We start from the raw sequence: 24240 nt of genomic DNA on the forward strand, positions 1-24240 counted from the left end.
ATCAGGCCTCGGGTGCGAGGACGCCCTTTTTGAAGATGAAGCAGCCGTAGAAGCGGCGCTCGCCCGTGGCGATCACGCAGTAGGCGCGGCGCGCGGCCTCGTAGAAGGCGAAGCGCTCGATGGAGCCCAGCGGTCGGGTGCGTCCCTCGGCCGCATCGATCTCGCGTTGCATCTCCTGCTGCACCGGCGGGACCTCGTTCGGCTCGCCCATGATCTCCATGCGCCGCGCGGGATCGTCCACCGCGTTGTCCAGCGGCAGCACCGAAAGAATGGCGCGCGCCGCCTCGCTGGTGCCCACGCCGTCGATGCGCAGCAGCCGGCCCAGGCTGGTCTGGCGCGCGACTGAATCGGCCGGAAAGTTGGCGTCGCACAGCACCAGTTCGTCGCCATGGCCCATGGCGCGCAGGGCGTAAAGCACGTCCGCATTGAGCAGCGGATGGATGGACTTCAGCATGTTTGTCTCCGTAAAGGACCTGTCGTTCTTTTGAGCTATCTTAGAGAAAGAAAACGTTTGCGCAAACGTTTGCTATTCCGGGGTTTCCCTTGGTTTCCTTCGCGCCGTTGGGCGCTTGGCGCTCATTCGCCATAGGGAATCCAGATGTTCTTGACGTGGGTGGCATGCCGCAGAAACAGCGCGCCTTCGGCCGAGGCGGCGTCGTGCCAGTCGGTGGCCAGGCCGTGGTCGACCAGCGTGCGCTTGAGGTTGCCCACCGACAGGCGTTCGGCGTTGCGCGAGAGCTCCTTCGTGCCGAAGGTCCAGAGTGCATCGACGTCGTCGTGCTCGGCGAGCGTTTGCACAAGGCTCGCCGTGGGGCCGGTCACCAGGTTGATCACGCCGGCCGGCAGGTCGGAGGTTTCGAGCACCTGGTAGAAGTCGGTGGCCACCAACGGGTGCTTTTCGCTCGGCACGATCACCGTGCGGTTGCCCATGGCCATGAGCGGGGCGAACAGGCTCACGAAGGACAGCAGCGGTGCTTCGTCGGGGCACACCACGCCGACCACGCCGATGGGCTCGACGGTGGCGAGCGCCACGCCGCGCAGCGGCGGCACGTGCACCGTGCCTTCGTACTTGTCGGCCCAGGCGCCGTAGGCGAACAGGCGGCTCACCGAGGCCTCGACCTCGGCCTGCGCAGCAGGCGCGCCCACGCCGGTCAGGCTGGCGATGCGCGCGGCGAATTCGTCGGCGCGGGCCGCGAGGTTTTCCGCGAGATAGTAGAGCGCCTGTGCGCGGCGGTGCGGCGTGGCGCTCGACCAGCTCGCGGCAGAGCGCGCGGCGGCGACGGCGTTGCGGATGTCCTTGCGGTTGCCCGTGCCGACCTCGCCGACGCGTTGCCCGTTCGGCGCGAACACCGGGTGCGAGAGCTCGCCGTCCGGTCGCACCTGCTTGCCGCCGACGAATAGCTTGGCCGTGCGGTCGATGGCAGGCATCGTGGTCGAAGGCCTGGGCTGCGTCCGGGGCGCTTCGTTCGCGGCCTCCAGCGCGACAGCAGCGGTGCGCGGCTTGCGCTCCGCCCACGCACGCGGCTTTAAATATTCGTAGCAGCCCTCGCGCCCACCTTCGCGGCCGTAGCCCGATTCGCGGTAGCCGCCGAAGCCCACGCCCGCGTCGAACAGGTTGGTCGCGTTGACCCACACCACGCCGGCCAGCAGTTGCGGCGCGATGCCCAGCGCCAGCCCGATGGTTTCGCTCCACACGCTGGCCGCGAGACCGTAGCGCGTGTTGTTGGCCAGTGCCACGGCCTCGTCGGGCGTGCGGAAGGTCATCGTCACCAGCACCGGGCCGAAGATCTCCTCGTTCGCCACGGTTGATGCGGGGTGCACGTTGGTCAGGAGCGTCGGCGGGAAGAAGCTGCCGCCCGGCGGCAGCGCGCCCTGTGACTGATAGCAGCTCGCGCCTTCGCGCACACCGGCGGCCACCAGCGTGCGCACGCGCTCGAGCTGGGTGGAATCGATCAGGCTGCCCATGTCGATCGCCTTGTCCAGCGGCGAACCCACGCGCAGGCTCTGCATGCGGCGCTTCAGGCGCTCGATGAAGTCGGCCGCAATGCCTTCCTGCAGCAGCAGCCGCGAGCCGGCGCAGCACACCTGGCCCTGGTTGAACCAGATGGCATCGACCACGCCTTCGACGGCCGCGTCGATGTCGGCATCGTCGAACACGATGAAGGGCGACTTGCCGCCCAGTTCCAGCGTGAGCGATTTACCCGAGCCTGCGGTGGCTTCGCGGATGAGGCGGCCCACGTCGGTCGAGCCGGTGAAGGCGATCTTGTCGACGCCTGCGTGCGCGACCAGCGCCGCGCCGGTGCCGCCGTCGCCGGTCACCACGTTCAGCACGCCCGGCGGCAGGCCGGCTTGGGCGGCCAGTTCGGCAAAGAGCAGGGCGCTCAGCGGCGTGAGTTCGGCGGGCTTGAGCACCACCGTGTTGCCCAGCGCGAGCGCGGGCGCGATCTTCCACGCGAGCATCAGCAGCGGGAAGTTCCACGGAATGATCTGGCCAACCACGCCCAGCGGCACCTGGTCGGCGAACTCGCGTTCCTGCAACTGCGCCCATCCGGCGTGGTGATAGAAGTGGCGCGCCACTAGCGGCACGTCCAGGTCGCGTGTCTCGCGGATCGGCTTGCCGTTGTCCAGTGCCTCGACCACCGCGAGCAGGCGTGCATGGCGTTGCACCATGCGCGCCATGGCGTAGAGATGGCGTGCGCGGCCGTGGCCGCCGAGCGCGAGCCAGCCGGGCTGCGCGGCGCGCGCTGCAGCAACGGCTGCATCCACGTCCTGCGCGGAACCCTGCGCGATGCCGGCCAGGCGCTGGGCGGTGGCGGGCTCGGCGGTGTCGAACTGCGCGCCGGCCGATGCCGTGGTGAAGCGCCCGTCGATGAAGTGGCCGAAGCCCTCGGCATGGCGCGCGAGCCATTGGCGCGCGTCGGTGTCGCTCTCTGGCGCGGGGCCGTAGTCCATGGTATCGAAATAGCGTGCGACGCTGCTGTTGCTGTTGTTCTGGCTGCTGCTCATCGGGTCATCCGATCGGGTGGCGGTTGAAGGCCGAGTAGCGGCCGGTGACGTGGTGCTCCAGCTGGCGCTCGATGTCGGCCAGCAGCGTGGAGGCGCCGATGCGGAACAGGTCGGGCTCGAGCCAAGCGCGGCCCAGCTCTTCCTTCATGAGCACCTGGTAATCGAGTGCAGTCTTGGCGGTGGAAACCCCACCGGCGGGCTTGTAGCCCACGCGAAATCCGGTGCGGGCTTCGTACTGGCGGATCATGCGCAGCATCACCAGCGTGACCAGCGGCGTCGCGTTCACGCCTTCCTTGCCGGTGGAGGTCTTGATGAAATCCGCGCCGGCCATCATGCAGACCATCGAGGCCTTGGCCACGTTGCGCAGTGTCTTCAGTTCGCCCGTGGCAAGAATGGCCTTCACATGCGCATCGCCGGCCGCGCTGCGAAAGTCGCGCATCTCGTCATAGAGCTTCTGCCACTGACCGGTGAGCACGTGCTCGCGGGTGATGACGATGTCGATCTCCGAGGCACCGTCACGCACCGAGGCTTCGATTTCCTTGAGCTTGAGCTCGTGCGGAATCAGCCCCGCCGGGAAGCCCGTGGACACCGCGGCCACCGGGATGCCGGTGCCCGCGAGCGCCTCGACGGCCGTCGACACGAAGCGGTGGTACACGCACACCGCGCCCGTGTGCAGAGTGCGGTCGGCAAGGCCCAGCGCAGCCAGCAGGTCGGCGCGCACAGGCGTCACCGCCTTGGCGCAAAGCCGGCGCACGCGCTCGGCCGTGTCGTCGCCGTTGAGTGTGGTCAGGTCGATGCAGGTGATGGCCTTGAGCAGCCAGCCGGCCTGCGCGTCCTTCTTGACGGAGCGGCGCCCCGGCAGCGTCGCCACGCGGCGTTCGGCAGCCGAGAGGTTGATGCGGATGCCTTCGAACCAGCCGGTGTCGAAGGGCTGCGCGGTGTTGCGCGCGGCGGCGAGCGGCGACGCAGGCGCTTCGGTGGATGCGGCAGGGGCCGCCGGGGCCGCTGGGGTGAGCGCTGCGACGGCACTGGCGGGCGGCGCCGGCCGCGAGCGCACGGCGCCGCTGCTGCGAACGAGGGAGGTGGATGTCATGGCGTGATGGGCGCCGTGGCGCGCAAGGGCCGCATGTGCGGCGGGCAGGCAAAGGGCATGTCTTGTGTGTCTCCGGTGCTGCGCCGCGCGGCGGCGCAGCGGTGATGTCGTCCGTCGTGCGTACCGTCGTGCAGCGCCGGCGGCGTGTAGATGTTGATGTTAGAGCAACAACATTTAATCAGGCAAGATGTTTTTGAAATAACATTCAAAACCCCGCGATGACCGATACTCGGGCGCTTGGACCAGGAGGAACCCGAACATGCGAAAGACCGCCGGAGCCGAGGCCCGGGCCGTGCGCCTGGCGAAGATGCAGGAACTCGTCGAGGCCGGCGGGCCGCTGCCGATCAAGCAGGCGGCCCAGCGTCTCGAGGTGACCGAGATGACCATCCGCCGCGACCTGTCGTCGGCCGATTCGCCGCTCTCCGCGCTCGGCGGCTATGTGCTGGCGACGACGTTGCCGGGCGTCGAGCGTTATTCCCTCGACGAGGCCGGCGACCAACACGCCGCCAACAAGCGCCTGGCCTGCGAACACGCGGCCCAATGGGTGCAGCCGCACGACAGCCTGTTCATCGACTGCGGCACCACCATGGTCCATTTCGCGGAGGCGTTGCCGCCCGGCATGCCGTTGAGCGTGGTGTGCTACTCCACGAACATCGCGGCGGTACTGAGCCGACGACCGAACACGCAGCTGATGCTGATGGGCGGGCTGTACCACTCGTCATCGGCCACATTCTTTTCGGACGAAGGATTGCAATACCTCAACCGGTTGGGCGTGAACAAGGCATTCGTCTCTGCTGGCGGACTGGACGTGGAACGCGGCGCGAGCTGCTCCAACTTTCATGAAGTGCCAGTGAAGCAGGCGGCCATACGCAGCGCATCGCAGAGTTTTCTCATCGCTGACGAGAGCAAGCTAGGCAAGCGCAGACCCGCATTCTTCAGCCCGCTCCAGGCTTTTGCGCGCATCGTGGTGGGCGGCGCGCCTGCCGCGGCTGTGAAAAAGCAGTTCAAGGAACTGCCGGTGGAGTTCGCACGGGATGGCATCACATGAGCACTTCCGACGACCTGGGTTGTGAAAAAATAGCAAAGCCTGACCTTAGGCGCATTCCAGCGTTCTTGAGCACTGAATCCGGTCGCATGAACGATGAGGACACGACACTGAACTGGTGGTCGCTCATACGGATTCCGGCGCCGAGTTCGTGGCGCGCCGACTTCCTGCGTCGCACCTCGTTGCACCATTCCAAGCAACCCCCAGCGAGGTGCTTTTGAGCGTGTTCGAAGCTCGTGAAAGATCACCTCGTCCTAGGATCGTGTTTTGTGGCGACGACGGGAGGAACACGCGCCGCATTGCAGCCCTTCTTGAGCAAATCGGGTTTGATCCGATCGACGCGGGGCGCTCAACCAAGCGCGAAGGGGAGTGCCTGCAGTGGATGTGGCCGGAATATCTGCACCACAAGTACAGGGGCCTGAAGCCCGTCAACTTTCAAACGGCGTTTGAGGCCGATTGGAGCTAGGTCATCCCGGAAGGCGCGATGGCGAAGGACTCGGCGGTGACGTTCCGGGAGTGACATGCGCACCTAGAGGGCTTTTTTTGCTCGACGAGCGTGTCAGGCCAGGAAGGCAGCCACCTCTTCGGGCGCGAGGAAACGCGTCAGCGTCACGTGTGCGTTCTGCTCGGAGTGAATCACACGGTTGAAGCCCGTCCAGGTGCGCTCGGGTTTGTCGTTCGTCTCGAGCGCGACGAGGACCAGCTTGCCATGCTTGCGGGCGTTGTCGCTCAACGCGCCTTCGCCCCAGGCCCAGGCCATCGGATCGGTCAGGTCTCCATTCGTGAAAGCCGTGGCCTGCAGCCACAGGTATGCCGCCGAATCGGTGTCTCCGTCGTCGCGCCGTTGCCGGGGCGGCTGCTGAATGCCCAGCGCCGCGGCATGCGTTTCCATCAGATCTTGCAACAGCGAGAACGCATGAAAGGTGTCGTTGATGCCGTGGGCTCGCACGATCATCCCCGTGCTCGAGGTGGGCAGCACCACCGCAAGTTCATCCTCGTAGCCCAACCGGGTGGCATCGCGCAGAAAATGGAGCTGGTCGAAGCGTACCGTGTCGCTCGCGGCCATCTCTTCGATACGTGCTGCGAGCGGGCCATCGGCCAACAGTTCCCGATGATTGCGCACGTCGCGCATGATCATCGCCATCAACGGCAACACGAGAATGTCGACTGCGCGCTGACGTGCCTTGACCTGAAAGCGATCCGCCCGCCGCATTGCAGCGAACGCGGCATTGGCGGCTCGCCAGATGGCGAGATCGGAGCCTTCTTCCTCGTCATCGTCGTCTTCCTGTGGCTTCGTTGCGCAGAAAGGCTCCAGCGACGCCAGCAAGCGCCCCATCGATTGCCGCGCCGCGGAAAAGACCAGGCGCGGATCAGCTCCGTCCTCCACAAGTGCCCCGCAGAGCAGTGCCAGCAGCGCGGCCCGGTGCGGATGCAGATCGGGGAGGAGCGCAGCGCTGGCACGCAGCACATCGTCCATCTGCGGCCCGTTCGCGACTTCGGAATAAAACGCCAGCACCTCCTCGCGTTTGAAGAAGGTGGCTTTCGTGTCCAGGTCGGCAGCACGCAGAACCGGTCGCCGCAGCGTCGCAAGGAAATCCGGAGGAAGTTCTTTCATCGAGGTGGAAAAGCCGGTGGCAGGCTTCGAGCGCCTTGTCGGCCCGATTGTGCTGTACCTCGCCCCAACCGCCGCCAGCCGACCGGCTGTGAACTTCTGGCATCACACCAGCGCAGCATCTGCGGGTCCCACGTCACGTTTTCCGGCCTGCAGCGCCGCGCCGACAATAATCCGGCATGACCAATAACGTGGAACTGTTCATCTCTCCACAGGAGCCAGGTCGCCCCGACGACGGGCTGCCGCCAAGGATTCGCTTTGCGAACTCCAGGCGTCCGTTGCCACTGCCTACGCTGCGGTTCTTGCGCAGGTGGTACAGGTGCAGGCGACGGTGGATGAGGTTCAAGCCGCAGGCCTCCGGCGCGAGCTTCGCCGATTCTTTGGCTGATGCACATCCGCGTCTGAGCTTCTTCTCTGGCGCGGCATTGCGGCACGAAGGTGCCGCCTTAGGATGGGGTTGTGCAGGAAGCCAGTGATGGCCAACCCGCATGCAGAATATCCATCCGCAAAATTGCGCAAGCATTCATCGGGAGTGTTGATGCGGCCACACTGAGATGGCCGATCAGAGCGACTCCGTCAGAATGCCAGCGGGCCGCAGCCTCCTTGCTTCTCGGGTAGGGTGCGATCCGCTTCGGATCAAGCTCTGGCAGCGACGACTTCAACTTCAACCAGAAAGCTTGGCCTGACCAGTGCAGGGACGATCAGCAGCATGGAAGCCGGGCGTGCGTGGCCGAGAAAACGGCTGCGCACCTGGGCATACGCAGCGATGTCCGACTCCCTGGTCAGATACTGAGTGATCTTGACCAGATCGTTGACCGTCATTTCGGCGCGTTCGAGCATCGCGACGATGTGTTGCCACGCCAGCTCTGCTTGACCGGAGATATCTTCGGGCGGTGTCCCGTCGAGGGCCAAGCCTGGCGTGCCCGATGTCAGCAACCATCTGGCTGCTGCGGGAACCTCTACCGCGTCGCCGTACTTGCCGATCTGGCTGGCAATCCCGATGTCGTGGGGAACGTTCATTCGCATCTTTCGTTGTGGACCGCGGCACTCATTGTTGGCAATATGGCCGCCACACGTTTCACGGTGTAATGAAATATGAATGACGCAAGCCGGATTCCCCATGTTGCGAGCCTGCTCGCTGACCCGGCCCGCGCTGCCATCGTTTGGACGCTGATCGATGGCACAACGCGTCCGGCGGGCGAGTTGGCCTTTGCGGCCAATGTTTCTGCCCAGTCGGCCAGCGCGCACCTCGCCAAACTCGTGGAAGGCGGGTTGCTGACCGCCGAGGCCCAGGGCCGCCACCGCTACTTTCGGATCGCAAGTGCCGAGGCCGCGCACCTGATCGAGAGCTTGGCATCCTTCGGCGCGTCGATCCGGCCGAGAGTTCCTCGTCAGGCATCGCTCGTGCGCGCCATGCCAACGCAGTTCCTCCATGCCAGAACCTGCTATGACCACCTTGCTGGTGAAATGGCGGTCCAGGTGCTGCAGGCAATGCTCGACGCAGGATGGCTGCTCGCCCAAGGGCAGGAGTTCATTGCCACACGGCTCGGGCAAGAAAAATTGACCGCACTGGGTGTGGATGTGAGCCATGGTCCCAAAGGACGTCGGCCATTTGCCCGGTGCTGCGTTGACTTGACTCAGCGCCGCGCCCACTTGGGCGGCTTCTTGGGCGCTGCCTTGCTGGATCTCTATGTCGAGAAGGGCTGGGTACTCCGCACAGCCCGGTCTCGCGTCGTGAGCATCACGCCCAAAGGACATTCGGCTTTCATGCGCAAGCTGGGTGTTTCCGGTTAACGCGCGTGCCCGCCATTCGAAAAGTCGGTATTTCCCGGTCTTACGCGGGCAACCGGATTTCTCAAAACCAGCGTCGCCAGCCTGGTTTACCTGGCCTGCTCCGCAAGAGCCAAGCTCCCGAAGCGTTGGTTGTTTCCAGCAAGCCGCTGCCCACGACGTCGGAATGGCACATGTAGTGCATCTCGATTTGCTGTGCTAAGTCTGCAGCATTCAGGGTCTTCTTCAGCATGGGAGCGGCCCTCGGTGGTGCGCTTCCGACCTGGAGCGCTACCTGAAGTCTGCTGTCACAATCGCCGCTTTCATCCGAGTGAGATTCCGCAGAAGCCGTATCGAGCAGGACCAAGGGGCTCGGCTGACCTCGGGGATCCTGATACATGCTGATGTTCCGGTGCCTCCGCATGGGCTTGTTTCTGAGCCGTTGGACCATGCTGCCGTAGAACCGGGCGCAATCATTCCTTGATGAAGCCCGTTCGAATCGTTTCGCAAGAAGCCTTCACATCCTTGGCAACGCCATCCAACCCCGGATAGATGAACGATGAAGCGGTAGTCCATCCGCCAATACTTACCCGGTGCCTTGACCCGCAAGTACATCCCGCCGCCGTCGGCATAGCGCTCGCCGATTTCCGCACCTTTGTGCTTCACCTGTCTCGCGATCGTGTCTGTCAGTGGCATTGCCAATCCTTTGCTGTCGGTACTTCAAATCGCACCTTGCACGGGTACCCGAAGAAATACCGACAAATTACCGATATGAGACGTTTTATGGCTTGATACAGCCTGAGGCAAAGAAAAACCCGCTGCGCCTATGAAGCGAGCGGGTTCTGAGACAGCGTGATGCTTGGTAATACTGGGATTGGCCCCCGGAGGGGATCGAAGATGCAGCCTTAGACCGCATCAATCCTCGTTTTTCTGAGTATGGCCTTCGAAGATACCGACAGAAGTACCGACAAAATGTAAAGCGTCCCTTGTGTTGCAGAAATGCCGCTCGCTGGTTCTCCCTATCGGACAGCTCCCGATCGGCGCCTGCTGAACGCCCGTTTAAGCCGCAAAGGGGCAATCACTGGGTTACTTCCACTGCCTCACTATGGTCGGGCAATGGGCAAAGCGATGGCGGGTGCCATCGACCAGCCAAGCGTGGTTCAGGGCGGTAAAGCTGTTGCCATGACGGCCCCTTCTCTCAGCTCCTCATCGATCGTTAGACACGAGCATCGCGGCTGGACGTTGTACATCCGCTGGTACCACTCGTTTTGGGGAGCCGCTGAGGGGTGGGTATGCAAGGCTATCCCTCCGGGCGGCGCGGTGTGCGATGCGCTGAGCATCGGCCGACATCGGACAAGCGCGGACGCAGTTGCATCCGGTACGTCTTGGATTGATCGCAAGCTGAGCATTCCGGTGCGGAAGCGAAGCCGCTGATCGCCCAGCCAAAGCGGCGGCCGTGGCGATGCCGCTTGCCTTGATGAGCGATCATCGGGTGGGGGGGCGTTGTGAAGTCGTCCTTCGCTGGCGTCTGAGAGGATTTTCTTGTCGGTAACCGGTATGCCATAAGCACACGCACACGCACACGCACACGCACACGCACACGCACACGCACACGCACACGCACCACGCGAGGGAAGCACGTTGCGGCTGCGCATGTCTTGTCAAGGCTCTGGTCCTCAGCCTACCCCTCGGACGCGCAAGCGAAGTCTCCGGGCGCTATCTGAACCTTGACAGGTCGACCGCATTGCCCATCGCTTCGTAGCCGGCATCATTGGGATGCAGATGGTCGCCGCTGTCCCAGGCTGGCCGCAGTCTCTGTGGATCGGCAGGGTCTTGCAAAGCAAGGTCGAAGTCGACGATGCCATCGACGCCCGCATTGCCGCGGATCCACGCATTGACCGTCTGGCGCTTGCGCTCAGCCTCGTCGTTGTAGTAGCCCGGGAAAGCGGCGCCCTTGAATGGCGTGAGTGTTGCAAGATGGACCTTCACGCCACGCTCCTTCGCCTTCGCGACCATCGACGCCAGGCCAGCGGTGACCTGCTCAGCACTGACGCATTGAGCCACGCCGAATCGCCCGCAGTAGCCGAGGTCGTTGATGCCGAGCATGATGATCGTGTGCGTGACGCCGCTTTGCCCGAGCACGTCGCGATCGAAGCGGCCGATGCCCTTGGGACCGGCGGTATCGGCCAGGACCCGATTGCCGGAGATGCCCGCGTTGACGACGCTCACGGGTGTGGCCGTGGCTTCGGCGGCGAAGCGCCGCGCCAGCACGTTGGGGTAGCGCTTGCTCGCGTCGACCGTGGAATTGAAGCCGTCCGTGATCGAATCGCCGAATGCGACAAGCACGTTGGCGTTCTGCCGGCTGTAGACGTCGATGCCGCTGATCCAGTAGTAGCTCTGCTGCGTACTGGCGGCTGCAACCGTTGCAGCCCTGAGCTGATTGCCGTTGGCCACGTAGGTCGTCTGCCGGCCGAGGGCGTGATAGGTCGTGACCGGTGTGGCACCCGAGACATAGATGCTCACAGCAACGCTGGCGTTCGCGGGCAGCCCGAGGGCCACAGGATCGCTCCACCTCTCTGACCCTGCCGGCACGCTGAATGAAGGCTGTCCCGCGACCGTGATCGGTCGGTCCGAGGCGGGCTCGATGGCCGCGCCGCCGGCGCTGCCTGCGATGTGCGCACCGTCGATGCGCAGCGTGCTCTTGCCGAACAGGTGCGAGAAACGCACACGCACTCGGTCGCCGCCGAGCGACGTCGTCATCGTCTGGCGCAATGTCGTGTCGGTGAAGGTGGCGGGAATAAGAGCGACGCCGGTGGTGCTGGGAACGGCGTTGTAGTCCGATGGCGATGCGGTCCACGTTGCATGCGGCTTCGATGGCGGGGTGTCGAAGCTGGCGCAGCCGAACAGCGCGCTTGCGGCAAACGCGGCGCCACTCAGCGTCTTGAGGAACACGCGGCGTTCCGGAGGCCGCACAGGCTGATTCGATGGTTTCATGGACGATGCTTTCGTCTTTTTCTCTTGCTTAGCCCGCTACCGAAGGACGTGTTCTGCTACGGGCGGAGGAGCGCCCTCGACGATGTACACGCGCGACTTCGCCGATTTGAAGCGGATGGGGCGAATCGCCCGGTACGCTGGTGAGTCGTACCAGGCCTGTGCCTGCTCGAGGCTGGGAAAGGCGATCATGACGAGGCGTTTGCCAGGCTCGCCTTCCAGTGATCTGACCTGCCCACCCCGCACGAAGTAGTAGCCGCCGAAGGGCTTGAAGGTCGAGTCCACTTGCGCGCTGTAAGGCTTGATGCCCTCCGGATCCGTAACCTCGAATTCCGAGACGTAGTAGGCCGGTGCCTTGGCGGCAGAACCCTGCGTGTGCACGGCATCCACTGCGCAGCCGCTCAGGACGACGGCGGCAAAGGCGGCAATCTGCAGGCTCCTGATATGGGTGAAAGAGATCATGGATGGAAGCGTAGTGTGGTGAATTCAGCGTGAGGGAAGGGTGAGGGCAATGGGCTGCGCCTCCATGAGCTTGCGCGAAGCGATCATGGATTTGGTGGTCTCGACGTACTTCTTGAAATGCGGTGATTCGATGTGCTGCCGATACGCCGCGTCATCGGCGTAGATCTCGAAGAAGCGCAGTTGGATCGGTTGCTCCTTCAGCGCGACGGCATAGATGCCCAGCACGCCCGGCTCGGTACGTACCGACGTGTCGATTTCTTCCATCACGGCGTCTTTGTAGGCCTGGAGCTGGGCTGGATCGATCGTGAGTTCCGCCACGCGCACGAGCGGCTGGCCACTCAGGCTTGCCTTCGCTCCAAAGCGCACGGGTACGACTTCATGCAGTTCGCGGCGCAATATCATCGCCTCGGTCTCCGCGCGAAACTTCTGGAAATGAGGCGTTTGTACATGGGTCCTGTAGGCCTGTGCGTCGACATAAATCTCGAGCACTCGCACGCGACCGGGGTTGTCCTTTTCAGCGGCGGTATGGAAGGCGAGGATCCCGGGCTCCAGCAGGCTGGCCTCGGCGTTTTGACGGGCGGCCTTGCCAAAGTCATCAAGCCGCGCTTGATCGATCTCAAGCTCGGCGAATCGCACAAGCGGTGTCAGGACAGGTTGGGCGAGCGTGGTCTGGCACAGCATCAGCAGCGATGTGCCGAATAGTGTCAGCTTCCAGAAGTGCCTGGCGGGATGAATGCTCGGGAACGGCATGCGGCATCTTGGCGCAAGCACCACAGTCTCGATAGATAGATCCGCGCGAGTTCTTGCCTGATCCGACCTCCGTTGCAAGCAACGGGTGGCCAACCGGAAGGTACGTCCTACCATAGACCTCTCAGCCCTTGGAGTGAAAGAAGTGAATCAAAAGCGGCCCAGTGTCCAGCCCGAAAAGTTCGAAGTCTTGCGAGCCGCGCTGGCACACCGCATCGCGCGCTGGACGGACGGTGCCGAGCAAGTCGCCACGGCCATCCCCGGACTGACGCTCTACCGGCACGATGTGCCGACAGAGCCCATGAACTGCATGGTGGGGCCGAGCATCGCGCTGACGGTACAGGGCGCTAAGCGCGCTTTGCTCGGAGGCCATACCTACAGCTACCACAGTGGCCGCTTTCTTCTTGCAGCGCTCAACCTCCCGGTTGTGTTGCAGGCGGTGGAGGCGCATCCCGACCGGCCGTATCTGAGCCTGGTGCTGGAATTGGATGCACGCAGCATCGCTGAGCTTGTCATTCAAGCGGAGCCTCCGGCGTTGGCGGGGCAGGCGAGCCTGGTGCCGGGCTTGCTCCTGGGCGAAACGACGGAGAAATTTCTCGAGCTCTTTCTGCGGCTCGTGGAACTGCTGGACGACCCGGGAGCCGTTCCGGTGCTTGCGCCGCTGATGCGCAAGGAGATCTTCTATCGCCTGCTGATGAGCGAGCAGGGCGCGCAGTTGTGGCAGATGGCGTCGGTGGGAAGCCAAAACCAGCGCATCGCACGCGCCATTGAATGGCTGAAGCAGAATTTCGCGGAGCAATTGCGGATCGAGGCGCTTGCTGCCCATGTGCAGATGAGCCCATCGCGGTTTCATCGGTATTTCCGTGCCTTGACGGCAATGAGTCCGCTGCAGTTTCAGAAATGGCTGCGCCTCAACGAAGCGCGCAAGCTGATGCTGGCAGAAGGCTTGGATGCTTCGAGCGCATCGTTCCAGGTGGGATACGAGAGCCCGTCGCAATTCAGCCGCGAATACGGCCGCCTGTTCGGCGCGCCACCGCGGCGCGATGTGCAGGATCTTCGGCAGAAGGCCCGGGGCGACGCGGCTCTTTAGCTGGCCTTGGCTTGCACACCCGGTACCTTGGGCTGCGTAACAATACGGCCATGTCCCTTCTCCGCAAGCGCTATGGACACCCAGCATCTGCGAACTTTCATTGAGGTGGTCCGTCAGGGCAGCTTCGCGCGTGCGGCAAGGCGGCTGGACCTGGCTTCCTCCCAAGTCACCCGTGCGGTCGCTGCGCTGGAGAGCGACCTCGGCACCCGGCTCCTGCACCGCACCACGCGCAAGGTCACCCTGACCGAATCGGGCACCGCGTACTTCCGTCGCGTCAGCACGCTCATGGACGAGCTCGACGCAGCTGCGGACGATGCGCGTGCGAGCACAGGCGAAATCCGCGGACTCGTGCGACTGACGGCTTCCCTAGCCCTGGGTCAGAAGCTCGTTCTCCCGCTCCTGGAAAAGCTTCATCGACAACATCCCGGACTTCAACTGGAACTGCGATTCAGCGATCTGGTCGTCGATATCATTGGCCAGCAGGTCGACGTGGCCTTGCGTCAAAGCCCGTCGGTTGACGAATCCCTGGTTGGCGTCCGACTTGGCACGCTGCGGTTTCGCGTGTGCGCCAGCCCGGGCTACATCGCGCAGAACGGACGTCCGGAACTGCCGGCGGATCTCTCGCATCGCGATTGCCTGCGCATCGCGCTACCGGGATTCAGCAGCACGTGGTCGTTCCGCCAGCGCAATGCAGTGCAAGCAGAGGTTGAAGAGGTGCCGATCGGCGGCTGGCTGACAGCGTCCTCGTCCCTTTCGTTGCTGGGCTCCGCCCTCGATGGATTGGGTCCCGTGCTGCTGGCAGACTGGCTCGTCCAGCCGGACATTGATGCCGGCCGCCTCGTTGACTTATTCCCGCTGCACGAAATCACGTCCACCAACTTCGACAACGCCGTGTGGCTGTTGTATGCGTCGCGCGAGCACCTTCCCAGTCGGGTGCGGGTGGTCGTCGACTTTTTGCGGACCGAACTGCAAGCGTTGCTCATGAGTCCGGGTTAGGCAGTCGCAGCAATTTCAGGCTTGCGCCGGAAGCTTCTCGAGGATTTTGTCGAGTGTGATCGGATAGTCTCGCACCCTTGCACCAGTCGCGTTGTAGATCGCGTTGGCGATGGCGGCTGCCACGCCGCAGAGGCCGAGTTCGCCCACCCCCTTGGCCTTCATCGGCGACATGGTGGCATCAATCTCATCCAGAAAGATCACGTCCTGCTTCGGAATGTCGGCGTGCACAGGCACTTCATACCCGGCCAAGTCGTGGTTGATGAAGCAGCCGACGTGCTTGTCGACGACGAGGTGCTCCATCAATGCAGCGCCAACGCCCATAACCATCGAGCCGATCACCTGACTCCGGGCCGTCATCGGATTCAGGATCCGGCCTGCTGCGCACACTGCGAGCATCCGTCGCAACCGTACCTCGCCGGTGAAGTCGTCCACACCCACTTCGACAAAGTGGGCGCCAAAAGTTTGCTGGGCGTACTGCTTGGACAATTCGCCGTAGGTGATCTCATCCTCGGCTACGAGCTCGCCCAGCTCTGCGGCCTTGGCAAGTGGGAGGCTGCGATTGCCCGACTGGACAACAGAGTCCGCGAACACGACCTCCGGCCCGCTGAAACCAAGCCGTGCAGCCACCGCCTCACGCAACTTGACGCACGCGGCGTAAACGCCGGAGGTCGCAGACGCTGCACCCCACTGCCCGCCAGAACCTGGCGATTCCGGGAAGCGGCTGTCAGCCAGCCTGACCACCACCCGATCGATCGCCACGCCCATCATCTCTGCGGCGGTTTGCGCAATGATGGTGTAGCTGCCGGTGCCGATGTCCGTCATGTCGGTTTCGACGGTGACGATGCCGCGACTGTCCAGCCGTACGCGTGCGGCCGATCTTGCGATAGGTGCGCCCCGAATCGCTGAGGCCACTCCCATCCCCACCAGCCATCGGCCGTCCCTGACCTGTGCAGGGATCGCCTGGCGCATGCTCCAGCCGAATCGCTCCGCGCCGGTCTGTAGGCATTGCACCAGCTGCCGTGTGGAAAACGGCCGATCAGGTTGCTCGGGGTCGAACTGAGTGTCGTTGAGAATGCGAAAAGCGACCGGGTCCAGTTTGAGCTTTTCAGCCATCTCGTCCATGGCGATCTCGAGAGTCATCATGCCCGGTGCTTCGCCGGGTGCGCGCATGGCGCTGCCTTCCGCGAGGTCCAGCACGGCAAGGCGCAGATGGGTCATGCGGTTCGCGCCGGCATACAAGAGGCGGGTTGACGCCGTGGCCGCTTCCGTACGCCCGCCGCGCAGGTTTCCGGACCAGCTCTCATGGCCAATGGCCGTGATTTTTCCATCACGCGTCGCGCCGATGCGCAGCCGCTGAATCGTCGCAGGGCGGTGCGTTGTGCTGTTAAAAACCAGAGGACGGGTCAACGCCACCTTCACCGGCCTGCCCACGGCCCGCGCCGCGAGCGCTGCCGAGACGGTGTCGGCCAGGACTGTGCCTTTGCCGCCGAACCCTCCGCCGATGTAGGCCGCCACCATCCGGATGTTCTCTTTGGGAATGCCCAGTATCAAACCGAGGTCGCGTGCACCCCAGTTGAGCTGTTGGATGGGACACCAGCAGGTCAAACGATCGCCGTTCCAAGCGGCGATCGTTGCGTGTGGCTCCATCATTGCGTGAGACTGGTCGGGGGTGGTGTACTCCTCGTCCAGCTTCACTGCAGCAGTGGCAAACGCATCTTCAAAATCGCCGATCGATGTTTGGGGCGGAGGACCGAATGCCGCCGGCTTTGGTGTGAATGCGCTGTCCTTGGCCGCTGCCAGATCGAAGGCCCCATCGGCTCGCACGTACCGGACATCGATCATCGACGCGGCATCGCGCGCCTGTTCGAAAGTCTCGGCGACGACGATCGCGACCGCCTGTCCATAGTGGTCAACGTCGGGCCCTGCCAGTGCTCGATCGACATAGAAAGCTCCTACGCCAAGCTTGCCGGCGTTCGCTGCAGTAATTACCGCAAGCACCCCGGGAACAGAACGGGCTCGCGCATCGTTGATCTGAGCAATGCGCCCCTTCCCGATCGATGCTCCCAACACAAAGCCATAGGCCGGCTTGCCGCCGATGTCTTGCGCTTGGTACTCGTAAGCGTATCTGGCAGTACCCGTCGTTTTCAGTGGACCTTCGATGCGGTGGGCGGGGCGACCAACCACACGAAGGCGGTCGATTGGGTTGGTGCCGGCAGGGGTGTCGAATTTCAAGGTGTCATCCCTTCGTCTGCGCCAGAACCGCGCCGATGGCACGCTCAGTCAGGACAAGTTTGAACGCATTTTCGGAGGTTGGCTTTGCGCCGGCCAGCAGCTACCTGTGGGCGTACTGCCCCGGAGTCTTCGAGAACCTCCGGGCTGTTGTCTATGACTTCGGGGACAGCCGCGCCGGGGAGCATGCCCGCGCCTTCCTGCAGCAGGGCAGCGAGCCGTGGACCGGCAAGCTGGTGTGCGACGACTACGCTGGATATAAGGCCAGCTTCACACAGGGCGTCACCGAGATCGGCTGCGCTGCGCACGCGAGGCGCAAGTTCTTCGAGCTCCAGGCGAGCACCCAGAGTGCCGTGGCCGAGCAGGCGATGAAGTTCTTCGGTGAGCTCTACGAGATCGAGCGCGAGGTGCACGGCTTGACCACGCAGCAGCGCCTTGCGGTCCGCCAGCACAAGGCCCGGCCCGTGGCCGATGCGCTGCACGCATGGATGATCGCGCACCGCCTTCGCGCAACCGATGGCACAGCGCTGGCCCGGGCCCTGGACTACAGCCTGAAGCGATGGACCGCGCTCACGCGCTACATCGACGACGGGCAATTGCCGATCGACAACAACTGGGTGGAGAACCAGATCCGTACGATCGCACTCGGGCGCTCGAACTGGTTGTTCGCGGGCTCGCTGCGGGCGGGTCAGCGCGCGGCCGCGGGGATGAGCTTGATCCAGTCGGCCAAGCTGAATGGGCTCGATCCGTACGCATACCTCAAGGACGTTCTCCAGCGCCTTCCCACGCACAAGGTGCGGCTCGTTGCCGAGTTGCTGCCCCATCGCTGGGGTCCATGCGGCTGATACGCTGCACGGCATGAGCACGAAGCCGAACACCAAGACTCCTGTGCGTCGAAATACGCCCAACTGCATCTACCGACTGCGCGTCGAGCTGCAGCACATCGCGCCCACCATCCGCCGACGTATCCTCGTTCCGGACACCTTGACACTGGGCAAGCTCGACCGGGTCATCCAAGCAGCCATGGGCTGGAACAACACCCATCTGCACGACTTCACGATCGAGGGCAAACGCTACGGCACGCCAGACCCGCAGTGGCCCGAGGCAGACATGCTCAACGAGCGCCGATACACCGTGGGCGATGTGCTCGGGCCGACCGTGCAGCAGTTCAGGTACAGCTACGACTTCGGAGACGGCTGGGATCACACGGTCGTGGTCGAGCAGCGTCTGGTCACCGTCGAAGGAAAGAACACGTGGCCGATGTGCATCGATGGCGAGAACGCATGCCCGCCCGAGGACGTGGGCGGCCCGCCGGGCTACATGGACTTCCTCGAGGCCCTGCGCAATCCGACGCACGCGCAGCACGAAGACATGTGGACCTGGTGGGGCGGCCCCTTCGACCCGCTGGGCTTCAGCCTGAACGAGGCCAACAAAGCTATCCGCAAGTTGCGTTGAGATCGTCTGGCGTCAAGGTGACTTCGCCGGACGTACATGGACGCCCCCTATGCCAAGCTCTCAATCTGCAACGACTCGAAGGTAAAGATTGCACCCGTACATCCGGACTTTGACGTGGCCTTTTGAGCCGCTGCCCCTGATGGGATTTGCTGGTTGACGCCTCGATCGCTTACACGCACTCTGGGTGCCTCGTCCGGCGCGGGCTTTGCCAACCACGGTCTGACCTGTCTTGCCATCACTTCATGATCGCCTGAGCAATCGGTGGTTTGTTCTCCCTGACGTTGTTGTTGCTGGTTACTCTGACTCAGGCCACCGCTGTGCTGCGAACGTAGCTGGCGTCGAACTGCCTGTCATGCGCAAGCAGCGCCCACACGATTCGCGCGTTCTTGTTCGCGAGTGCCACTGCGGCCACGTTCTTGTTTCGTCGGTTGACGACTGAGCTGATCCAACTGCATGCGTCGGCCCGCTGGCTCACGCGGTAGATCACCGAGCGCGCGCCGTGGATCAACAATGTCCGCAGGTAGGTGTCGCCACGTTTGCTCATGCCGAGCAGGTTTGACTTTCCACCCGAGGAATGCTGCCGGGGAACCAAGCCGAGCCAGGCAGCAACCTGCCGGCCGCCGTCGAAGTTCTTCGCATCACCGATCGATGCGACCAGCGCGCTGGCGGTGATCGGCCCTATGCCAGGGACCATGGCCAGCTTGCGGCTGAGGTCGCTGCTGCGATGCCATGCATGAATCTTGTCTTCGAGTTCCTCGACCTGGCGATCCAGCTCCTTGAGGTGATCAAGCAACCGCTGGATGAGCAGTCGGAACGCACCCGGCAGTTCGTTGGCACCGTCTTCGATCAGCTCGGGGACACGCTTGGCGATGTGGCCGATACCCTGCGGCACGATGAGGCCGAACTCGCCCAGTAGCCCACGGATCTGGTTCGCCTGCGCTGTGCGCGCCCGTACGAATCCCTGCCGGGCCCGGTGCAGCGCCAGGACTGCTTGTTGCTCGACGTTCTTCACCGGGACGAAGCGCATGTTAGGCCGCCCGACCGCTTCGCAGATGGCTTCTGCGTCGGCCGCATCGTTCTTGTTGGTCTTGACGTAGGGTTTGACGAACTGTGGAGCCATCAGCCGCACCGTGTGGCCCATGCTCTGCAGCTTGCGACCCCAGTGGTGCGCGCTGCCGCAAGCCTCCATGCCGATCAGGCAAGGCGACAGGTTGACGAAGAACGCAGCCATCTGGTCGCGCCGCAACTGCTTCTTCAACACTGCCTTGCCATGCTCGTCGATGCCGTGGACCTGGAACACGTTCTTGGCAAGGTCGATGCCAACAGTCGTAATCTTCATGGTGGACGCCCCTTTCGGTTCAAGTGGTTGGTGACACTTCCACTGTGGCACGCGAATGCCGGTACGGGTGGGGGCGTCCATCCCATTGCTTACAGTCGATCGATGTCCCAGGACTGATCGCCACATGACCGTCGCGAGGTGGGAGGCGATGCGCTGGACTGCCTCGCCAAACCTAAGTCGCGGTACGACGTGAGCCTTCTGCTCGGATGCGTGCCATGGAGTGCAATGCCATTGACCGAGTCTCGCCCAACAGGAGCAGATGGCGTGGGATTGGCTCCGAAGAGAGAACCTTTGGCCTCCTGTGCACTTTAGGTAATTCTGCCGGGCGCGAATAGTGACCCCGAGTCGGCGATTTCAGCGTGTAATCGCGTGCGCCTAGATTCGCCCAAGTGTTTGCCACCTACGGGGATTCAATGTCTAAAGACTCACACGATCTGGTTGACGACCTTCCCTCGACTACGGTCGAGAATCCCGTGCTAGCCGCACCTTCATCTGTTTCCGAGCGCAGTCTGCTGATGCAGGACGCCATACCTGCGGGGGCATTGGTTCACGGAGATGGGCTCAATCAGATCGCGTTGTTCTCCAATCCTACCCACGCCGGGCGTCGTGAAGCGCTGGTCATTAATACCGATCGGTCACTCACATATCTTCAGCGCACCGACGCCACAACCACAGGCTGGAGCCAGACCCTTGTGGCAGATGTGCCAAAGGTCAAAGAGGTCGTGATCATCGTGCAGGGACGCGCCACCGAGATCTTCGCTGCTTGCGTGACGGATGATGACAACCTATTTTTGCTGCAGTTCAAGGCAGGAGCTTGGCAGCCATCGCCCAACCCCCCAGGTAGTGCGACTGGAAAATGGGGGCGGCTATGCACCTTCTACGTAAGCGATCGCCCGATACAGGCTTATGTGTTCGGCATCGACCCTGTAGGCAACGAGCTACGCTGCTTTTTTGGCAGATCGATAACTGACACATCGGACCGCTGGAACTCGTGCCATGCCTCTAAACCGTTGCCGCGGTTTACAGACTTTATCGCTGGCTTTTCGCATAAGCAGATGGGCGCGGGGGCCTTGTCTGTTTACGCTCTCTTGGACGGAACAGTCACTCGATATGGTCTTGACTTCGGCAGCTTTGGTGAGATGGTCGTGGTTGACGTGTCAACTATCGCGATTCAGTCGAAGGTTGAAGCACTCATCTCTGCTTGGGATACTCCGAGTACAGGTGTCGGCTGCCTGGTCATGTCTAGCGCCGCTCAGGAAGCCAATCTGTTCGCCTGTGCCCCTCAGTATGAACAAGGCATCGCAGTTTTCAAGGTACCTGGCCTAGTGTCCGTCCGCGCCGCTGCATGGCAAGACAGCCGTGCCCGGTTGCACATATACAGTATCGACCAGAAGGGTACTCTTCAAATCCTGAATCAGACTGGATGGACGGCGACAGGGCTCGGCGGGCAGATGCCGATCTGGGCGCAGGCCCTCGCACCGGACGGGAAAATCACCCCCATCATTGTGCCGGTGCGTCCGAAGGTCGCGGCGATTGTGTATGACACATTCCCTGACGAACGGCCTTCCCAACTGCTTCGAATTGAGGGCGCGGCCGTCGGTGAAGCCAACTTACTCGTCACCCAGGAACTGTCCACCGGCGAGATGCATGAGGAACATGTGCGGCTGCCATCCACCGGTGTACTGCACTTGGTGACCCGTTACGTCAGTGAGATGACCTTGCTAGATGGCTACGGTCGTGCCCTTCCGGATCAGGACATCACGATCTCGGCAGCCAGCACGATCGAGATACAGGTTGGCGGCGTCTCCTACTTGGTAGGCCCCCAGAAGTCGGTCACATTGAAGACGGACAGGGTTGGGACGCTCACTTTGTCTGTTCCTGGCACGGGGCTGACGCCACCGGCGGTTTACGTCAACGCTGTCGGCATGGCTGCTGGTGCAGCCATCCGTCCAGGTGCTGGGGTTCACCGTTACTTGGCTGGCACGGACACCCTGCCGAGTCAGGCCGGTCGTCTCGACGGCTCCGCACTGGCAGTTGCCCATGTTGGCGGCAAGCCCTTGGTACCCAAATGGACCAATTTCACTCCTGACGAGATCGCCGTTGCATGCACCGATACGTTCGCGATCGCAGGCGGCAAAACGCCGCCACTGCGCGCTGTTGCTGGCCATGAAGGACCGAGGCGAATAGCCGGCTTCGCTTTCCAAACCTTCGACACCACCCGTCCCGCCTATGGTGCATTTGTCACGCCGCAGACCTTGGGATCTGCGATGGATCTCCTGCGCGCCGATCCACGCTACGGAGGGCGCTGGGAGGACTTCACGGATTGGGCGGATGAGGTCTGGGCAGGTATTAAGGCCGGTGTCGTGCGCGTCGCTCAGATCGTCGTCGACGGGGTGAGCCGAATGGCGCAGATCGTCATCTACATTGGCGACAAGCTGGTGGAACTTGGCCGATTCGTCCTGGGGGCGGTCGAGGATGCTGCACGGGTGGTCGAGGCTCTGTTCCAGGCGATCGATGCCGGCGTATCGCGTCTCGTTGATTGGCTGAAGGCGCTCTTTAATCTCAGCGACATCTGGGACACGAAGACTGCACTCGAAAGCGGTCTGCGGCAGCTCCCGCGAGAGGCAAAGAAGGTCGTGGTCATGTTCCAGGGGCTCTCGCATGGCACCTTCGAATCGTTGGAGCAGAGGGTTACCGAAGCTTTCGCAGGCCTGCGATCTACCTTTGCGCATCGGACGATAAGCAGTGTCGAAGCAGTCGCTGCAAAAGGCATTCCGGCCGGCAGTGCCGGTGGATCCGCAGTGAGCCTCGCCGACATGAAGAACAATCCCCAAAGCAACTGGCTAATGTCACGCGTGGGCTCCCATGCTGCGGCTCTCCCCGCGCTGGAGTCCCGCATGGCTCACGAAAGTCTTTGGGAGGCGCTGCAGGAAGCATGGAAGCAATCCCCCGCGGCAGGAAATTTCGCCAGCGCGGGCAAGGATTTCTTCCAGCTCTTTTCGACTGTCCTGGATCCTAACAATCCTCAATCTCTGGCCGAGCAGAAGCTGGAAGTGCTCGTCGACTTCCTTGAGCACCTGATCAAAGCGACGCTGCAGACCTGCGACGCTGTGGTCCACCAGATGCTCGCGATGGTCATTGCGACGCTGGACGAGATCGAGAGCGTGCTGTTCGCACCGATCGATCTTGGTCCTTTGCAACCTGTGTACGACTGGATCCAGCGTTCGGCCAGGCCGCAAGCGCCGGTGGAGCGGCCCTCGATGGGCAGCCTTGTCTGTCTGCTGATGGCGTTTCCCGTCACCGTAGGCTACAAGCTGGCCATGGGCGTAAACGCTGCACCCTTCCCAGGGGGAAAGCTTCTTTCGAAGCCACCCCTGGTTTCCTCGAGAGGGGTGGTCGGCGAGGCGTTTCAGTCCGGAGTATGGAACATTTGGATTTTGGTACCAACGTTTGCGCAGATCACCTATACAGGGTTCGAAATCGCATCGGACACCGGGAAAATGTCCGAAGCTTGGTTCGCGAGATTGGCAGCCGGCTACGAAGCCGTGATGCTGCTGGTTAACTTGCCTTTTTTCGATGTCGACAGCTCAGGAGCATTGAGCATCCATGTCGATCCCACCAACCCTACGCAGACGGCGCAAATGCTGAGCTGGATACCGCCATTGGCGCTTGCCATCTCTGACAACTCGTTGGCATGGACCAGCAATACACTGCTACGAAACTATTCCAATGGGGGCGCATTTAAACCGGGGCTGCTGTTTAGCACCTTGCTCGGCGCTTCGAGCTACGCGACCATGGCATGGGAATGGCACGCGGTCCCTTCGACGCCTCTGAAGTACAAGATTGGGTGTGGACTGATTGCCATGTCACCAACAACTCAGATCCTCCGCTGGGCCATCGACAAGCCAGGCTGGGGCAAGTTTATCGGGCTGGCGAAGGCCGGTCCGGTGAATATCGTCGCAGATTTTGTGGGCGCCCTTTTCCGCCTCGAGGGCATGCGCAAGGATGAATACTCGTTGGTTGTCGACGGCGGGAACAATCAGAGCGCGCCGGTCGGCAAACCATTCACGTCGCCGATGCGGGTGACGCTCAGTCCCAAGAAGCCCGGGGTGCGCGTGATGTTCATCGCACCGCCGCAGGAAACCCCGACTGCCGCAACCGGCGGATTTGCCAATGGTGCGTCGTTCTCAACGACAGTGACAACAGATAAGGACGGGCAAGCGACGGCGTCTCCATTTGTCGCAAACGCATACCCCGGCCTCTACAAGGTCAGCGCGAGCGTGATGGATGCCTATGGCTCTGCCACTTTCGACCTGACGAACAAGAGCGTATGACGTGCTTGGTCGCTGTGCCCGCTGAAAGCCGTTGCACGGAATGCTTGCAAGCGCTTGCAAGGGAGCAGAAC

At 62.8% G+C, this 24240-nt stretch carries 18 protein-coding genes and 1 pseudogene; 7 read left to right on the forward strand and 12 right to left on the reverse strand.

Features of this window, described 5'->3' with window-relative positions; genetic code table 11:
- Position 1: 1 nt before the first annotated feature.
- The 3 genes from QFZ42_RS08940 to deoC form a co-directional block, all read right to left on the reverse strand.
- Positions 2-454: an RbsD/FucU family protein gene (locus QFZ42_RS08940; RefSeq protein WP_307700622.1), complete on the reverse strand. Its 453-nt coding sequence runs from the start codon at positions 452-454 to the stop codon at positions 2-4.
- Positions 455-576: 122 nt separating this feature from the next.
- Entirely contained in the window at positions 577-3006 is a 2430-nt protein-coding gene (locus tag QFZ42_RS08945) for an aldehyde dehydrogenase family protein (RefSeq protein WP_307700623.1), read from the reverse strand.
- Positions 3007-3010: 4 nt separating this feature from the next.
- On the reverse strand, positions 3011-4099 hold the full coding sequence (gene deoC, locus QFZ42_RS08950) for a deoxyribose-phosphate aldolase (RefSeq protein WP_307700624.1): 1089 nt from the start codon (positions 4097-4099) through the stop codon (positions 3011-3013).
- A 259-nt stretch (positions 4100-4358) separates the two neighbouring features.
- Between deoC and QFZ42_RS08955 the strand changes: the two genes are divergently transcribed.
- Positions 4359-5147 carry a DeoR/GlpR family DNA-binding transcription regulator gene (locus QFZ42_RS08955; RefSeq protein ID WP_307700625.1) on the forward strand — a complete coding sequence of 263 codons (789 nt, stop codon included), beginning with the start codon at positions 4359-4361 and terminating at the stop codon, positions 5145-5147.
- Between the two features lie 556 nt (positions 5148-5703).
- Here the strand turns inward: QFZ42_RS08955 and QFZ42_RS08960 are convergent.
- A complete protein-coding gene (locus QFZ42_RS08960; RefSeq protein WP_307700626.1) occupies positions 5704-6759 on the reverse strand; it encodes a hypothetical protein in 1056 nt (351 codons plus the stop codon).
- A 633-nt stretch (positions 6760-7392) separates the two neighbouring features.
- Positions 7393-7776: a RidA family protein gene (locus QFZ42_RS08965; protein WP_307700627.1), complete on the reverse strand. Its 384-nt coding sequence runs from the start codon at positions 7774-7776 to the stop codon at positions 7393-7395.
- Positions 7777-7851: 75 nt separating this feature from the next.
- Here QFZ42_RS08965 and QFZ42_RS08970 point away from each other — a divergent pair, with 75 nt between their 5' ends.
- Positions 7852-8550 carry an ArsR/SmtB family transcription factor gene (locus QFZ42_RS08970; RefSeq protein WP_307700628.1) on the forward strand — a complete coding sequence of 233 codons (699 nt, stop codon included), beginning with the start codon at positions 7852-7854 and terminating at the stop codon, positions 8548-8550.
- A gap of 61 nt (positions 8551-8611) precedes the next feature.
- On the opposite strand, the gene QFZ42_RS08975 is transcribed toward QFZ42_RS08970, so the two are convergent.
- The 5 genes from QFZ42_RS08975 to QFZ42_RS08990 form a co-directional block, all read right to left on the reverse strand.
- Positions 8612-8779 carry a hypothetical protein gene (locus QFZ42_RS08975; protein ID WP_307700629.1) on the reverse strand — a complete coding sequence of 56 codons (168 nt, stop codon included), beginning with the start codon at positions 8777-8779 and terminating at the stop codon, positions 8612-8614.
- 38 nt (positions 8780-8817) lie between these two features.
- Entirely contained in the window at positions 8818-9222 is a 405-nt protein-coding gene (locus QFZ42_RS28305) for an Arm DNA-binding domain-containing protein (protein WP_373423323.1), read from the reverse strand.
- 1020 nt (positions 9223-10242) lie between these two features.
- Positions 10243-11520: an SGNH/GDSL hydrolase family protein gene (locus QFZ42_RS08980; protein ID WP_307700630.1), complete on the reverse strand. Its 1278-nt coding sequence runs from the start codon at positions 11518-11520 to the stop codon at positions 10243-10245.
- Positions 11521-11556: 36 nt separating this feature from the next.
- The gene (locus tag QFZ42_RS08985; RefSeq protein WP_307700631.1) at positions 11557-11979 is read right to left on the reverse strand and encodes a DUF1330 domain-containing protein; all 423 of its coding nucleotides are present in this window, start codon (positions 11977-11979) and stop codon (positions 11557-11559) included.
- A gap of 24 nt (positions 11980-12003) precedes the next feature.
- Entirely contained in the window at positions 12004-12729 is a 726-nt protein-coding gene (locus tag QFZ42_RS08990; RefSeq protein WP_307700632.1) for a putative quinol monooxygenase, read from the reverse strand.
- Positions 12730-12871: 142 nt separating this feature from the next.
- On the opposite strand from QFZ42_RS08990, the gene QFZ42_RS08995 reads away from it, so the two are divergent.
- Together QFZ42_RS08995 and QFZ42_RS09000 are read left to right on the forward strand one after the other, a co-directional pair.
- Positions 12872-13816 carry an AraC family transcriptional regulator gene (locus tag QFZ42_RS08995; protein ID WP_307700633.1) on the forward strand — a complete coding sequence of 315 codons (945 nt, stop codon included), beginning with the start codon at positions 12872-12874 and terminating at the stop codon, positions 13814-13816.
- Between the two features lie 72 nt (positions 13817-13888).
- Positions 13889-14812 (forward strand): LysR family transcriptional regulator, encoded by a 924-nt coding sequence (locus tag QFZ42_RS09000; RefSeq protein ID WP_307700634.1) that lies wholly within the window; start codon positions 13889-13891, stop codon positions 14810-14812.
- A gap of 15 nt (positions 14813-14827) precedes the next feature.
- Here QFZ42_RS09000 and paoC read toward each other — a convergent pair whose 3' ends face one another.
- A complete protein-coding gene (gene paoC, locus QFZ42_RS09005; protein ID WP_307700635.1) occupies positions 14828-17044 on the reverse strand; it encodes an aldehyde oxidoreductase molybdenum-binding subunit PaoC in 2217 nt (738 codons plus the stop codon).
- Positions 17045-17142: 98 nt separating this feature from the next.
- Between paoC and tnpC the strand changes: the two are divergent.
- Positions 17143-17886, forward strand: a pseudogene (gene tnpC, locus QFZ42_RS09010) (IS66 family transposase); the annotation flags it as partial.
- A 13-nt stretch (positions 17887-17899) separates the two neighbouring features.
- Entirely contained in the window at positions 17900-18496 is a 597-nt protein-coding gene (locus QFZ42_RS09015) for a plasmid pRiA4b ORF-3 family protein (protein WP_307700636.1), read from the forward strand.
- Between the two features lie 304 nt (positions 18497-18800).
- Here the strand turns inward: QFZ42_RS09015 and QFZ42_RS09020 are convergent, their stop codons facing one another.
- Positions 18801-19835, reverse strand: coding sequence for an IS110 family transposase (locus tag QFZ42_RS09020; protein WP_307700637.1), 1035 nt, complete (start codon positions 19833-19835; stop codon positions 18801-18803).
- Between the two features lie 413 nt (positions 19836-20248).
- On the opposite strand from QFZ42_RS09020, the gene QFZ42_RS09025 reads away from it, so the two are divergent.
- Positions 20249-24169, forward strand: a complete 3921-nt coding sequence (locus QFZ42_RS09025) for a hypothetical protein (RefSeq protein WP_307700638.1) — start codon at positions 20249-20251, stop codon at positions 24167-24169.
- Positions 24170-24240 lie beyond the last annotated feature (71 nt).

Source organism: Variovorax paradoxus, assembly GCF_030815855.1.
Lineage (GTDB): Bacteria > Pseudomonadota > Gammaproteobacteria > Burkholderiales > Burkholderiaceae_C > Variovorax > Variovorax paradoxus_M.

Excerpts from the sequence above, each read along its gene's own strand:
- QFZ42_RS08940 (WP_307700622.1), bottom strand. The coding sequence starts at position 454 with ATGCTGAAGTCCATCCATCCGCTGCTCAATGCGGACGTGCTTTACGCC.
- QFZ42_RS08945 (WP_307700623.1), bottom strand. The coding sequence starts at position 3,006 with ATGAGCAGCAGCCAGAACAACAGCAACAGCAGCGTCGCACGCTATTTC.
- deoC (WP_307700624.1), bottom strand. The coding sequence starts at position 4,099 with ATGACATCCACCTCCCTCGTTCGCAGCAGCGGCGCCGTGCGCTCGCGG.
- QFZ42_RS08955 (WP_307700625.1), top strand. The coding sequence starts at position 4,359 with ATGCGAAAGACCGCCGGAGCCGAGGCCCGGGCCGTGCGCCTGGCGAAG.
- QFZ42_RS08960 (WP_307700626.1), bottom strand. The coding sequence starts at position 6,759 with ATGAAAGAACTTCCTCCGGATTTCCTTGCGACGCTGCGGCGACCGGTT.
- QFZ42_RS08965 (WP_307700627.1), bottom strand. The coding sequence starts at position 7,776 with ATGAACGTTCCCCACGACATCGGGATTGCCAGCCAGATCGGCAAGTAC.
- QFZ42_RS08970 (WP_307700628.1), top strand. The coding sequence starts at position 7,852 with ATGAATGACGCAAGCCGGATTCCCCATGTTGCGAGCCTGCTCGCTGAC.
- QFZ42_RS08975 (WP_307700629.1), bottom strand. The coding sequence starts at position 8,779 with ATGCTGAAGAAGACCCTGAATGCTGCAGACTTAGCACAGCAAATCGAG.
- QFZ42_RS28305 (WP_373423323.1), bottom strand. The coding sequence starts at position 9,222 with ATGCCACTGACAGACACGATCGCGAGACAGGTGAAGCACAAAGGTGCG.
- QFZ42_RS08980 (WP_307700630.1), bottom strand. The coding sequence starts at position 11,520 with ATGAAACCATCGAATCAGCCTGTGCGGCCTCCGGAACGCCGCGTGTTC.
- QFZ42_RS08985 (WP_307700631.1), bottom strand. The coding sequence starts at position 11,979 with ATGATCTCTTTCACCCATATCAGGAGCCTGCAGATTGCCGCCTTTGCC.
- QFZ42_RS08990 (WP_307700632.1), bottom strand. The coding sequence starts at position 12,729 with ATGCCGTTCCCGAGCATTCATCCCGCCAGGCACTTCTGGAAGCTGACA.
- QFZ42_RS09000 (WP_307700634.1), top strand. The coding sequence starts at position 13,889 with ATGGACACCCAGCATCTGCGAACTTTCATTGAGGTGGTCCGTCAGGGC.
- QFZ42_RS09015 (WP_307700636.1), top strand. The coding sequence starts at position 17,900 with ATGAGCACGAAGCCGAACACCAAGACTCCTGTGCGTCGAAATACGCCC.
- QFZ42_RS09020 (WP_307700637.1), bottom strand. The coding sequence starts at position 19,835 with ATGAAGATTACGACTGTTGGCATCGACCTTGCCAAGAACGTGTTCCAG.
- QFZ42_RS09025 (WP_307700638.1), top strand. The coding sequence starts at position 20,249 with ATGTCTAAAGACTCACACGATCTGGTTGACGACCTTCCCTCGACTACG.